At 71.0% G+C, this 12908-nt stretch carries 13 protein-coding genes; 2 read left to right on the top strand and 11 right to left on the bottom strand.

The window, feature by feature from the left end:
* Nucleotides 1–10 precede the first annotated feature (10 nt).
* From ABG090_RS01230 to ABG090_RS01195, 8 genes are all read right to left on the bottom strand, one after another.
* A complete protein-coding gene (locus ABG090_RS01230) occupies nucleotides 11–1510 on the bottom strand; it encodes an NAD-dependent succinate-semialdehyde dehydrogenase (RefSeq protein WP_347755673.1) in 1500 nt (499 codons plus the stop codon).
* Nucleotides 1507–2808, bottom strand: a complete 1302-nt coding sequence (locus ABG090_RS01225; protein ID WP_347755672.1) for an aminotransferase class III-fold pyridoxal phosphate-dependent enzyme — start codon at nucleotides 2806–2808, stop codon at nucleotides 1507–1509. Before ABG090_RS01225 ends, ABG090_RS01230 begins: the two co-directional genes overlap by 4 nt.
* Nucleotides 2809–2901: 93 nt before the next feature.
* Nucleotides 2902–3813, bottom strand: coding sequence for a LysR family transcriptional regulator (locus ABG090_RS01220; protein WP_347755670.1), 912 nt, complete (start codon nucleotides 3811–3813; stop codon nucleotides 2902–2904).
* Nucleotides 3814–3919: 106 nt separating this feature from the next.
* Entirely contained in the window at nucleotides 3920–4225 is a 306-nt protein-coding gene (locus ABG090_RS01215) for a DUF427 domain-containing protein (protein ID WP_347755668.1), read from the bottom strand.
* 75 nt (nucleotides 4226–4300) lie between these two features.
* Nucleotides 4301–5056 carry a glucose 1-dehydrogenase gene (locus ABG090_RS01210; protein WP_347755666.1) on the bottom strand — a complete coding sequence of 252 codons (756 nt, stop codon included), beginning with the start codon at nucleotides 5054–5056 and terminating at the stop codon, nucleotides 4301–4303.
* A 120-nt stretch (nucleotides 5057–5176) separates the two neighbouring features.
* Nucleotides 5177–5791: a hypothetical protein gene (locus ABG090_RS01205; RefSeq protein WP_347755664.1), complete on the bottom strand. Its 615-nt coding sequence runs from the start codon at nucleotides 5789–5791 to the stop codon at nucleotides 5177–5179.
* 122 nt (nucleotides 5792–5913) lie between these two features.
* Nucleotides 5914–6624: a Crp/Fnr family transcriptional regulator gene (locus ABG090_RS01200; protein WP_347755662.1), complete on the bottom strand. Its 711-nt coding sequence runs from the start codon at nucleotides 6622–6624 to the stop codon at nucleotides 5914–5916.
* An 80-nt stretch (nucleotides 6625–6704) separates the two neighbouring features.
* Nucleotides 6705–7160 carry a hypothetical protein gene (locus ABG090_RS01195; protein WP_347755661.1) on the bottom strand — a complete coding sequence of 152 codons (456 nt, stop codon included), beginning with the start codon at nucleotides 7158–7160 and terminating at the stop codon, nucleotides 6705–6707.
* Between the two features lie 139 nt (nucleotides 7161–7299).
* Here ABG090_RS01195 and ABG090_RS01190 point away from each other — a divergent pair, with 139 nt between their 5' ends.
* Together ABG090_RS01190 and ABG090_RS01185 are read left to right on the top strand one after the other, a co-directional pair.
* A complete protein-coding gene (locus ABG090_RS01190) occupies nucleotides 7300–8655 on the top strand; it encodes an NAD(P)/FAD-dependent oxidoreductase (protein ID WP_347755659.1) in 1356 nt (451 codons plus the stop codon).
* 48 nt (nucleotides 8656–8703) lie between these two features.
* A complete protein-coding gene (locus tag ABG090_RS01185) occupies nucleotides 8704–8991 on the top strand; it encodes a type II toxin-antitoxin system ParD family antitoxin (protein ID WP_347755657.1) in 288 nt (95 codons plus the stop codon).
* A 393-nt stretch (nucleotides 8992–9384) separates the two neighbouring features.
* On the opposite strand, the gene ABG090_RS01180 is transcribed toward ABG090_RS01185, so the two are convergent.
* The 3 genes from ABG090_RS01180 to ABG090_RS01170 are packed head-to-tail and all read right to left on the bottom strand — an operon-like array spanning nucleotide 9385 to nucleotide 12766.
* A complete protein-coding gene (locus ABG090_RS01180) occupies nucleotides 9385–10005 on the bottom strand; it encodes a methyltransferase domain-containing protein (RefSeq protein WP_347755656.1) in 621 nt (206 codons plus the stop codon).
* Nucleotides 10002–11348, bottom strand: coding sequence for an MFS transporter (locus ABG090_RS01175; protein ID WP_347755654.1), 1347 nt, complete (start codon nucleotides 11346–11348; stop codon nucleotides 10002–10004). Before ABG090_RS01175 ends, ABG090_RS01180 begins: the two co-directional genes overlap by 4 nt.
* Nucleotides 11345–12766 carry an FAD-dependent oxidoreductase gene (locus ABG090_RS01170; RefSeq protein WP_347755652.1) on the bottom strand — a complete coding sequence of 474 codons (1422 nt, stop codon included), beginning with the start codon at nucleotides 12764–12766 and terminating at the stop codon, nucleotides 11345–11347. The genes ABG090_RS01175 and ABG090_RS01170 overlap by 4 nt, the downstream gene beginning before the upstream one ends.
* Nucleotides 12767–12908: the final 142 nt, after the last annotated feature.

Below are 12908 nucleotides of genomic sequence, written 5' to 3'. Positions count from 1 at the left end.
CCGTTCTCGTTCAGCTCGTCGCCCGACGAGCGATGTTGTAGAAGCGCACCGACTGGTACTCCTCGAGCCCTTCGGCGCTGCCCTCGCGGCCCATGCCCGACTGCTTCACGCCGCCGAAGGGAGCTGCGACGTTGGATGGCACGCCCTGGTTGATGCCGACCACGCCCGTCTCGAGGCTGTCGGCGACGTTCATGGCCCGATCCATCGACTCGGTGAAGACGTAGCCGGCGAGGCCGTAGTCGGTCTCGTTGGCGCGCTCGATGGCCTCCTCCTGCGTGGCGAAGCGCTGCACGGCGGCGATGGGGCCGAAGATCTCGGTGCCGGCGATCGTGGCGTCGGCGGGCACCCGGTCGAGCAGCGTGGGCGCGAAGAAGTGCCCGGCGCTGTCGTAGCCGTGCCCGCCGAGGCGCAGCTCGGCGCCGCGCTCCAGCGCCTCCTCGGTGAGCGAGCGCATGTTCGTGACCGCGCGGTCGTCGATGAGCGGCCCCATGGTGACGCCGTCGCCGAAGCCGTTGCCGACGGTCGCCGCGCCGAGTCGCTCGGCGAGCCCGGCGACGAACTCGTCGGCGATGCCCTCCTGCACGAAGTAGCGGTTGGCGGCGATGCACGACTGTCCGCCGTTGCGCAGCTTGGCCATGGCGGCGCCCTCGATGGCGCGCTCCAGGTCGGCGTCGTCGAAGACGATCAGCGGTGCGTTGCCGCCCAGCTCCATCGAGCTGCGCAGCACGCGGTCGGAGGCGATCCCCATGAGCGTGCGACCCACGCCGGTGGAGCCGGTGAACGACACCTTCCGCACGCGCTCGTCACGCAGCACGGCCTCGCTGAAGCTCGAGGCGCTGCCGGTCGTCACGACCTGCACGAGCGCCTCCGGCACGCCCGCCTCGTAGGCGAGCTGCACGGCATAGATGGTGGTGAGGGGCGTGAGCGTGGCGGGCTTCACGACGGCGCCGCAGCCGGCGGCGAGCGCCGGGGCGATCTTGCGCGTGGCCATCGCGAGCGGGAAGTTCCAGGGCGTGATGAGCACCGCGAGCCCGACGGGAGCACGACGGGTGAGGATGCTCGCGCCGCCGTCCGGCGCGTCGCGGAAGCTGCCGGCCGGCCGCACGGCCTCCTCGGCGTACCAGCGCACGTAGTCGCTGCCGTACTTCACCTCGCCGCGCGCCTCGGCGAGCGTCTTGCCCATCTCGCGCGTCATGAGGTGCGCGAGCTCCTCGGTGTGCTCGACGAGCAGCTCCCACCAGCGGTGCAGCACGGTGGCGCGCTCGCGCGGGGTGGTGCGTGCCCAGGCGCGACCGGCGGCATCCGCCGTGTCGACCGCCCGCAGGGCGGCGCCGATGTCGGCGTCGGCGACGTGGGCGATGCGCTCGCCGGTGGCGGGGTCGGAGACCGCGAGGCCGTCGCTCGGCAGGCCGAGCCCGGCGATCACGCGGTCAGCGCGCTCGATCGCGGATGCGTCGGCGGCGACGAGCGCTTCGGCGCCGCGGGTCTCGGTCGAGGTCGTCATGGTCATCGTGCTGCCTCCTCGGTGATGGCCTGCTCGATCGCCGCCACGTAGTCGGCGACCTCCTGGTCGCTGACGATGAACGGCGGGCTCAGCTGCAGGGTGTTGCCGCGCAGCGCGCGGGTGATGAAGCCGAGCTCGACGGCCCGGTCGCAGACGCGAGCGTTGTCGAGTCGCTCGTCGAGGCTGATGCCGCCGAGGAAGCCGGCGACGCGCACGTCGACGACCGCGTCGCTGCGCTGCAGCAGGCCGTCGAGCTGCGTGCGCAGCGCCTGCTCGAGCTCGCGCACTCGCGGCACCAGGCCATCGCGCTCGATCACGTCGAGGTTGGCGATCGCGACCGCCGCGGCGGTGGCGTGGCCGGCGTAGGTGGCGCCGTGCCGGAAGATCGGCGTCTCGGCCGAGTCGGCGTAGAACGGCTCCCAGAGCCGGGGCGCGACGAGCACGCCGCCGAGCGGCGCGTAGCCGGAGGTGACGCCCTTGGCGAAGGTCACCATGTCGGGCTCGAGGCCGTAGCGCTGCGAGGCGAACCACTCGCCGGTGCGGCCGAATCCGGTGATGACCTCATCGACGACGAGCAGGATGTCGTGCTCGGTGCAGAGCCGCTGCAGGCCCTCGAGGTAGCCGGGGGCGGGCGGGTTGACGCCGCCGGTGCCCTGGATGGCCTCGGTGACGATGGCCGCGATGTTGTCGGCTCCGATCCGGGCGATGGTCGCCTCGACCTGCTCGATGTCGTCGAAGGAGACGCGCGCGGTCTCGGGCACGAGCGAGTCGGTGCCCATGCCCTCGCGATTGAAGTCGAGGCCGGCGATCGACGTGCCGTAGGCGTGCAGCCCGTGGTAGCTGTGCTCGCGGCTGAGGATGATCTGCTTCGAGCCGCGGCCCTCGCGCTGCCAGTGCCGGCGGGCGAGCTTGCAGGCGACGTCGATCGCGTCGGAGCCGCCGGAGTTGAGGATCGCCTTCGCGCGCTCGATGGGCGAGATGGCGGCGAGCCGCTCGCCCAGCTCGATGGCGCGATCGTTCGCATAGCGCTGGAACACGTGATAGGTCTCGAGCTTCAGCATCTGGTCATAGGCGGCCTGCGCGAGCTCGGGGTGCGAGTGGCCGATGTTCGCGTGCCAGAGGCCCGCGGTGCCGTCGAAGAGGCGCTGGCCGTCGGCGGTGAAGACGTAGGAGCCCTCGCCGCGGTCGATCACGAGCTGGCGGCCGAGCACCGACGGCATGTGCGCCTGCGCCGACCAGAGCGCGGGCCCGTCGACGACTGCCGCGGCCTGCATCGCGTCGATGCCGGGATCTGTGAGCGTCATCGCTCCTCCTCAGTGATTGGAGTGCGGACCACGGGATGCGTGGCCCTCCGCTCACCGTACGAGTCCGCACGCGTTAGGTATAGCGACGGTTGCTTACCGGTTTTCGTCGGCGCTGCTTACATATTTCGAGAGCGCCGCTGCCACCGCCGTGTGGACCGCCTGGAACGCCGGATGCCCGGCCGCGCCGGTGCGCGTGAGCAGCATGATGCGGCGGCCCGGCTCGGTCGGCAGCAGCGGGCTGGGCGTGACGCGGCTGCGCGCCTCGCGCACCACGAGATCGGGCAGGAACGCGGCAGCGAGGCCAGCCTCGACCATCCGTAGGTGGAAGAGCATGTCGGACGACTCGTAGACGACGCGCGGCTCGAACCCCGCCTCGCGGCAGACGCGCATCGCCCACTGGGTGGAGGGGGCATCCGCCGGTTCCATCACCCAGGGCAGCTCGCTCAGCTGCTCGCGCGTGCCCGCGGCGTGGAACTCCGGCAGGTAGCCGCGCACCGGGTCGCGCCCGATCTCGGCCGCGTCGATGACTCCCGGCGGTGCGAGCTGCGTGCCGGCGAAGGTGTCGACGATCACGGCGTCGACCCGGCGGGCCGCCAGCTGCAGCACGGCCTCCTGCGGATCGAGCCGGCGCAGCCGCACCTCCAGCCCGGGCTGCTCGTGCATGAGCGTGCGCAGCGCCGCCGGCATCACGAGCCGCGCGAACGATGAGAAGACGGCGACCGTGAGGATGCCGCGAGGCTGGTGGTGCGATGCGGCCAGCTCGGTCTCGGCGTGCTCCATCGCGGCGAGCACCGCCTCGGTGTTGCGCACCAGCTCGAGGCCGACGGGCGTGAGCCTGGCGGTGCGGCCGACCTTCTCGAGCAGCGCCGTGCCGGTCTCGCGCTCGAGCAGTGACAGCTGCTGCGAGATCGCCGAGTGCGTGTAGGCGAGCTCGCGCGCCGCGGCGCTGATGCTGCCGTGCATCGCGACCGCGCGCAGCATCACCAGGCGGTTGAGGTCGAGCACAGCCGTAGCCTACGGCGGGCTGCGCTACGGCAGCACGAAGCCCGGACCGGCCAGGCAGGTTAGGCCATGTCAGCGAAGGCCAAGCCGGTCCGGGCTCCTGTCGGCCTCAGCTCTCGACGACGTCGACGCCGCGCGCGAAGGCGACGTAGCCGGAGAAGTCGGATCCGACGCGGTCGAACGCGCTCTTGTGGGGCGTCGGGTAGCTCCAGGCGCCGTCGGCGAGCTGCTGCTCGCCCGCGTGCACGTCGAAGTACTGCGCGTCGCCCTTCCACGGGCAGGTGTAGGCCGTGTCGTTCTCGGTCAGCGCGCCCTCACGGATGGATGCGGGCGGGAAGTACCAGTTGCCCTCGATCCGCACCAGGTCGTCCTTGTTCGCCTCGGCGATGGTCTGTCCGTCGATCTCTGCTCGCATGTCTGCGCTCCTTTCGAACTGCGTCGACCGGCGGCGGCTGCCGACGCGGTCGTTCCTTCGGTCCTGCGTGCGTCGCTAGACGGCCGTGTAGCCGCCGTCGACCAGCACGTAGGCACCGGTCATGAAGCTGGCCTTGTCGGAGAGCAGGAAGGTGGTCAGGTTGGCGACCTCCTCCGGCTGCCCCAGGCGGCCCAGCGGGTGCTTTGCCTCCAGGCCCTCGAGCACCTCCTTCGGTGCGGCGGCGAGCAGCGGCGTCTCGATGTAGCCGGGGCCGATCGCGTTGATGCGCAGCCCCTGCGCGCCGTACTCGGCCGCGGCGTTCTTCGTCATGCCCACGACGCCGTGCTTGGCAGCGGTGTAGGCGGCGTTGCCGGGCGCAGCGACGCTGCCGTGGATCGACGCCATGTTCACGATGGCGCCCTCCGCGGCGCCCGCTTCGAGGATCGCGGGCACCTGGTAGCGCATGCCGTAAAGCACACCGCTGAGGTTGATGGCGATGACCTTGTCCCAGTCGTCGACGTCGAGCTCGCCGACCGGGGCGCTCGCGCCTGCGATGCCGGCGTTGTTGACGGCGTAGTTGAGCGCGCCGTAGTTCTCCACGGCGAAGTCGACGGCCTTCCTGTTGTCATCGGCGACGGCCGTGTCGGCCTGGAACGGCACCGCGGTGCCACCCTCTGCGGTGATCTCATCGGCGACGCGCGTGGCGCCATCGAGGCTGATGTCTGCGACGACCACCTTGACGCCGTGCTTCGCGAGGTCCTTGCTGATCGCCTCGCCGAGCCCTGATCCGCCGCCGGTGACCAGCGCGGTCTTGCCTTCGAAGTTGCTCATCGTTCCTCCTCGTCGTCGGGGTGCTGCCGCGTTGCTCTGCGGCGAACGTCGTTCGTCCGTCCCCCGAATACAGCGCCCTCCTCGCGCGAATATTCCGTTCGCGCCGGTCATCCGAGCGATTCACTCCTCCGGCCACAGCGGCACGACCTGCTGCGCGAGGGCCAGGATGCGGTCGCCGTCGAGCATGACGCGCACTTCGCCGATGCCCAACGCGGGCCACTGCATGACGAGCTCCATCGGGCCGCTCGGCGGCAGCGGCCACAGCCACAGCGTCTCGCTCCCCGAGTAGAACCGGTCGCTGCCGCCCGAGCCGCCGCCCGTCCGCACGAGCACGTGGCGCGTCGGCATCACCGTCGGATCCGTCCCCTGGCCGAACGGGTGCGAGTCGAGCACCTGCTCACCGTCGCCCAGCACGACGCCGAAGCGCAACCGGGCCGCCGGATCCTCCAGTTCCCCGAACATCCCGTGCTCGGAGAACTCGGTCATCAGTCGCTGCCACTCCCGCGCTGGCAGGTCGCCGCGCCGCAGGCGTCGCTCGACGCGGAAGGCGACGCCATCGCTGTGCACCAAGGCCCAGACGAGCGCGACCGACGCCTGCTCGGTCGTGCCGAGCACCTCGCGCACCGGCAGCAGCGCCGCCAGCTCGTCTTCCGGCAGCCCCCACCAGCGCGGCTGCTCTTGCTCGGGAGGTGCCGACTGCTCTGGCGGCTCTGGGTCTGCGGAGAAGAAGGTCACATGGTCAGAGCACCAGAGGTCGGTGCCCGGCGTCAAGGCCACAAGCGCTCCGCCTCACGGTCGTCAGCATGGAGCGTCACCCCGTTCTGCCAGCGATGCCGCCGCATGGCCAGTTCGTCGACTCACCGACTGGGCTCGGGCCTGCGCTTCGCGAGGATGGCGAGCCCATTGAGGTCGAGCAGGGTGATGCGGCCGCGGGCCTGCCGGATGAGCGAGCGCGATGCGAGATCGGCCATGGCCTTGCTGGTCGACTCCCGCGTCGCCGCCAGCAGCCCGGCCAACTGGTCATGCGTGAGCCGGATCGTGACGAAGCCCTGCCTGGAGCGTCGCTCGGTTGCAGCGAGCCGCACGAGTGTGCTCGCCAGCCGCGTCTCGAGCGGGCGCACCGCGAGATCCATGAGCCGCTCCTCGAGCACCGCGACCTGCTCCCCGAGGTGCCGGGCGACACGGATGGCGATGCGCGGGTCGGCGAGCAGATAGCGCTCGACCTCGCGCGCCTCGAGGCGGCAGATCACGACATCCTCGATCGCCTCGGCGTAGTTGTCGTACATGCGCTGGCCAATCAGCAGCATCTCGCCGAAGACCGCCCCGGGCTCGAGGATCGCCATGGTGAGCGCCTTGCCGTCCTCGGCGAGACGGAAGATGCGCACGCGGCCCGACTTCAGGATGAACAGCGCCGTCGTCGGCTGGCTCTGGCTGTAGATCAGTTCGCCAGCCGAGAGCCTGCGGCTGGGCGCCAGCTCGTCGATCCGCGCGACTTCGTCGGCGGTGAGATCGGCGAACAGATCGACCGAGCTCAGGCAGCTGAACGGCTGCTCAACCGCGGGGCGCACAGCGTCGACCTCCTGCCCATCGGATGACCATGGCGGCACCCGGAGCAGCGAGGTCGAGACTGCGGCGGCGCATGCCTCCATCATCGCCGCTGGCGCAGCAGGCGTACAGCGACGACTCCGAGGATGCCGCCATAGATGAGGTGTCCGACGAGCGACGGCAGGCTGCCCGCGTCGAACATGAACGGAGCCATGCCCATCATGAGCGGCATCAGCAGCAGCGGCCCAAGCACCCACCAGATGGCGCCGTAAACGAGACCGATCAGGAGTCCCCGCGGGTAGCTGCTGAGCAGCTGCGCGAAGAGCACGGTGAGCCCGAGGCCGATGCCGATGCCGACCGAGATGACCATGTGGATGCCGAAGCCGACGGCGGCGCTCGTCGAGCCGACGAGCGAGGCGATCATCGGCAGCATGCCCATCATCGCCATGAGCGCACCGAATGCGAGGCCGCCGGCGATGCCGCCGACCGCACCCGCGAGCGCTCGTCTGCCTAGCCTTGTCGCGGTCGGTGCCTCTGCACTGCGTGTTGCGGTGTCCATGATGCGTCCTTCCATCGAGGTGGATGCATGCACGGTACGAGCGCGGTCGACGCCGGGTCTGCGACCTGGGACACACTTCGGTCTCCCGCGGCCTCGATAGGCTCCCGACCACATCGACCCTGAGCGCAAGGAGACAGCGATGGCTGACGACTACGACCTCGTCGTGATCGGCGCGGGGATGGCGGGTATGGCCGCCGCGAACAAGTGCGCGCGGGCCGGATGGCGCGTGGCGATCGCCGATCCGCTGCCGTACGGCGGCACCTGCGCCCTGCGCGGCTGCGACCCGAAGAAGATCCTGCGGCGAGGGGCCGAAGTCGTCGACGACGCCTGGCTCATGCGCGACAAGGGCATCGACGACGCCGACATCGCGATCGATTGGGCGCAGCTCATGGCGCACAAGCGCGGCTTCACCGACGCGATGCCCGCGAAGGTCGAGCAGGGGCTCAGCGACAGCGGCGTCGAGCTGTTCCACGCCGCCGCCCGCTTCACGGGTCCAGCCGAGGTCGAGATCGACGGCACGCGATACACATCGAAGCGCTTCCTGATCGCGACCGGTGCGACACCGCGCCCGCTCGAGTTCTCCGGCCACGAACACGTCATCGACAGCACCGGGTTCCTCGACCTCGCCGAGCTGCCGGAGCGCATCCTGTTCGTCGGCGGCGGCTACATCTCGTTCGAGTTCGCGCACATCGCCGCGCGGGCGGGCGCCGACTGCAGCATCCTCGACCGGCACGACCGACCGCTGCGCGGCTTCGACGGCGAGCTCGTCGAGCGGCTCGTGGATCGCTCGGAAGAGGCGGGCATCCGCCTGCGCCGCAACGCCGACGTGGTGGCGATCGAGCGGGCGGACGGCGGCGCCATGGCGGTCACGATCGAGCAGGACGGCGAGCGGATGACCGTGGAGGTCGATCTGGTCGTGCACGGCGCCGGCCGCGTGGCGAACCTCGCGTCGCTGGATCTCGATGCAGCAGGAGTGGAGTGGAGCTCGAAGGGCGTGCAGGTCGAGCCGCACCTGCAGAGCACGTCGAATCCGCGGGTGTTCGCCGCCGGCGACTCGGCCGACACCGAGGGCAAGCCGCTGACGCCGGTCGCGACGGCGGAAGGATCGGTGGCCGCCTCCAACATGCTGAAGGGCAATACTCGTGTGCCCGACTACACCGGCGAGCCCTCCATCGTGTTCACGGTGCCGGAGCTCTGCCGCGTCGGAATGCTCGAGGACGAGGCTCGCGATGCCGGGCACGACGTCGTCGTGCGCTCGCTCGACACGACCGACTGGTTCTCGAACTACCGGCTCGGCGAGACCACGGCCGCCGTGAAGGTGCTGATCGACCGCGAGAGCGACCGCATCCTCGGCGCCCACCTGCTGGGGCCCGGGTACGCCGAGCTCGTCAACGTGTTCGCGCTCGCCATCCAGCTGGGCCTCACGACCCGGCAGCTTCGGTCGGCGCGGATGGGCTACCCGACGGTCGGCTCCGATCTAGGCTCGATGCTGTAGCCACCCGCACCGCGGCAATGGCATATACTGCCAATCGAGGTGATCGCCGTGGCCACGAGGAACGTCGTTCTCAGCCAGCACCAGCATGAGCTCGTCGAGTCGCTGGTGAAATCTGGGCGCTATCAGAACGCCAGCGAGGTGCTGCGCGACGGGCTTCGGCTGCTGGAGCGCGAGAACGCTGAAGAGCAGGCCAAGATCGCCGTTCTTCGTCGAGCCGCTCAGCACGGCTGGTCGGATCTCTCCGCGGGGCGCTTCGACGACGTCGAGGACGACACTCTCGACGACTTCGTGCGGCAGCTCGGCAGTCGCGCGGCAGAGGCTCAGTCAGCCGACTGATGGCGAAGTATCGGCTCACCCACGCAGCCCAGTCCGACATCGTCTCGATTCTCGCTTGGTCGCACGCCGAGTTCGGTGCAGAAGCGCGCTTTCGATACGAGGCGTTGATCACCGCGGCGATCCGAGACGTGGCCTCGCATGTAGACGGGGTCGGGCGAACGATGCGCCCTGAACTCGGGGATGGCGTGTTCTCGTGGCATCTGGCGCAGAGCAACAGGCACTCGGCAGGTGGAAGGGTGCACCGCCCGCGTCACTTCCTGATCTGCCGATACGACGGCGAGACGCTGGTGGTCGGTCGAATACTCCGCGACGCGATGGAACTCCGCAGACACATCGCTTCACCCCAGTCTTGGGAGTAGCCGGCGGCAACGAGCGCGACGACGCCCCCAGGCGTCAGCCGACGATGCCGGCGACCGTCACGATGTGGCCGCCGCGCAGCGTGCGGCGCACGAGCCGGCTGCCGTCGCGCTCGAGCATCCGCCAGGGGCGCGCCTCAAGGTCGGAGCCACCGGCGGCTGCGGCCAGATGCGCGACCGGCGACAGGAACCGGGCCGCGCCCGTCGGCGGCTGCATGTCGACGATGCAGGCGCGGCCGCCCGGCCGCAGCGCCGAGCGCGCGTTGCGCCACGCGGCATCTGCGTCCGGGAACACGCTCAGGGCGTAGGTCGCGAGCACGGCGTCCACCGGTCCATCGGCGAGATCCCGTGGGCCAAAGTCGGTGGCGTCCGCGTGCACGAGCGTCACATTCGCCCAGCCGTGCCGCTCGGCGCGGCGCTCGGCCACCGCAAGCATGTCGGCGCTGCGGTCGAGTCCGACGATGCGACCCGTGGCGCCGACGCGCTTGACGAGCTCCGGCAGGTTGAGGCCCGTGCCGCACCCCAGATCCAGCACGGCGTCGCCCTCGCGCAGCCCCAGCAGCTCGATGCCTGCCACTCGACCGGCGCGGTACACGAACTCGCCCGAGAGCGCGTCGTACCAGCGCGCGCCTCGCCCATAGACGTGCTCTCGATTCATGCCGTGGTGCCCTCCGCGACGACAGCCTCGCGCTCCAGCCGCCGATCGACCCGGATCATCACCGCGACCGAAGCCATGCCGACCACGGCGAACAGGATTGTCAGGAGCGCGAGCCTGTCGAAGGCCAGCCAGGCGGCGAAGACGCCGCCGAGCACGTTGCCGAGCAGGTAGCCGAGGCCGAGCACCACCGAGTAGACGCCCATGATCAAGCCGCGGTCGGCGGTTTGCTCGCCAGAGATATCGGCGAGGTGCATGAGCGCGGCGGGGGTGAAGCCGGCCTCGAGGAAGATGCCGACGCCCACGATCACGGCCGCGATGGGCAGCGGCAGGCCGTGGTTGGCCAGGATCAGGCCGACGGAGGCGAGCACGGCGCCGCCGATCGTGACGAGCAGCGTCGCCTTCGTGGGCACTCGGCCGGCGATGAAGACCCAGGCGGCGACGCAGGCGCTGAAGAACAGCACGTAGCCGCCGAGGATTGCCGAGAGCCAGCCGTCCTGGCCGGCAAGCGATCCGGTGAAGAGCTGTCCTTCGATCTGGCGGTCTCCCGCGAGCACGTAGGTGATCTGCGCCGTGACCCAGGTGCCGAGGATGGCGTTGACGGCGATCCAGGCGGGCAGGAACGCGAGCAGGCGGCGGTTGCCGAACACCGCGATCTGGGCGCGGAGGCCGACCGAGTGCGACCGGGCGACGCTCGGCCCGTCGCGCACGAAGAGCAGTACCAGCAAGGCGGCGAGCAGGTAGATGCCGGCGAGCACGGCGAAGGCGCCGAGACCGGTGATGGCGTAGAGGATCGGGCCGAGCGCGGCGCCGACCGCGATGCCGCCCGCGGATGCCAGTTCGTACAGGCTCGCGAGGCGGCCGCGCCGCATCCGGTCGCCGTCGGTCGCGTCGGCGAGCAGGCCGAGCGTGGCGGGTGCCGCGAGCGCACCGCCGGCACCCCCGATGACCTGGGCGGTGCCGACGGCGGCGACGACCAGGATGAGCGCGGGTGCCGCGTCGCCCAGCGATGCGCCGGGCGTCAGGAGCACGCCCAGCGCGGCGAGCACGGGCGCGATGACGAGGAAGATCCGTCGTCCGCGCCGGTCGCTCGCGGCACCGGCGATGGGGGCGATGATGAGCTCGGCTAGGTAGGCGAGGCCGGAGAGCACGCCCAGCAGCACCGCCCCGACAGGCACGCCCTCCCTCGACAGGTCGACGAAGTAGCTGCCGATCACGAGAGCGGCAGCGGCCGAGGCGATGCGCAGCAGCAGCTGCGAGGTGATGACGGCGCCGAGGCCGCGCGGGCCGGATGTCGCCGGCGCGCTCGTCGCAGGAGCCGCTGCGGCCGCGGATGCCGAGGTCATCGCCGGCGCCGCGCGGTGAGGCTGCGCAGCACGCCGATCGCCGTGCCGGTCGCGCCCTGACCGGCGCGCCAGCGGTAGTCCTTGATCGCGGCATTCCAGAGCGCGTCGTTGTAGGTGGGGTAGGGATGCGTCGCGCCCGCCACATCCTGCGTCGTCAGCCCCGCGTGCACGGCGAGCGAGAGCTCGCCCATGGTCTCCCCCGCCCGCGGGCCGACGATGGTGCCGCCCACGATGCGCCCGCGGCCGTCCACGACGATCGCCGTGTAGCCGCTCGAGTCGCCGTCGGCGATCGCGGGGTCGGCATGCTCGTGCTGCCATTCGACAACGCGGTGGCGGCGCCGGTCGGCGCGATCGGGCAGCACGCCGATGGAGGCGACTTCCGGCGCGGTGAAGGTGACTCTGGGTGTGCGATCGCGGTCGAAGGTGCGTCGCAGCCCGAGGATCGCGTTGATCGCGACCTGGTTGCCGGTGACGCCGGCGATGTGCGTCAGCTGCGGCAGCCCCGCGGTCTCCCCGGCGGCCCAGATGCGCGAGGCGCTGGTGCGCATGGTCGCATCCACCTCGACGAATCCGTCGGCGTCGACGCGCACGCCCGCGGCGTCGAAGCCGAGGTCGGTCGCGTGGGCCTCGCGGCCGGTGGCGGCCAGCAGCACGTCGAAGGGCAGCACCTCGCCGTCATCGAGCGTCAGCTCGCCGGCGACGCCGTCCTCGGAGCGCACCGACACCGCTGCGGTGCCCGTGCGCACGTCGATGCCGTCCGCCCGCAGTGCCGTCTCGATAATGGCGCTGGCGGCCGCGTCCTCCTTGGCGAGCAGGCGAGTGCCGCGCTGCACGATCGTCACATGCGCGCCGAGCCGCGCCATCGCCTGGCCGATTTCGCAGCCGATCGGTCCGCCGCCGAGGATGACGAGCCGCTCGGGCAGTCGCTCGAGCTGCCAGATGTCGCCGCTGGTGCGGATGTGCACGGTGTCGGCGCCCTCGATGCGCGGCACGCGCGGCTTGGTGCCGGTGGCGATGACGGCCTGGGCGAATCCGATCCGGTCGCCGTCCACGACGAGCGCGCGCTCGGAGGTGAAGCGCGCCTCGCCGAAGCGCACCGCAACCCCTGCCGCCTCAAGCGACTCCTGCGAGTCGCTCGGCGCGACGGCAGCGATCGCGGCGTGCACGCCGGCCGTCGCCGCGGCGAAGGTCTGCTGCTGTGTCCGACCCGTCGCCGGCGCATCCTGCTCGGCGCTGTGCCGAGCGGCCGCGATGAGAGCCTTCGACGGCACGCAGCCGGTCCAGAGGCAGTCGCCGCCGAGGCGATCGCGCTCGATGAGCAGCACGCGCGCGCCGAAGCCGGCCGCACTCCTGGCCGCGGTCAGCCCCGCGCTGCCCCCGCCGATGACGACGAGATCCCACTGGTCGGGCTCAGCCATGCGCACCTCCTCATGCTCGCGCTCACTGGTCTCCCAGTCTCACGCTCGAGGTCGGCGACGCACGGTGCGCCGGCGTACAGACAGCGCGCCTTGGAGACGAGGCGCGGTCATACGGACCCGAAGGTCATCCTGCCGCAGTGCG

Origin of the sequence: Agrococcus sp. ProA11, from assembly GCF_039880525.1 — a bacterium.
GTDB classification, from domain to species: domain Bacteria; phylum Actinomycetota; class Actinomycetes; order Actinomycetales; family Microbacteriaceae; genus Agrococcus; species Agrococcus chionoecetis.
The sequence above is the reverse complement of the archived record's forward strand: the minus strand, read 5'-3'. Positions and strand labels throughout refer to the sequence as shown.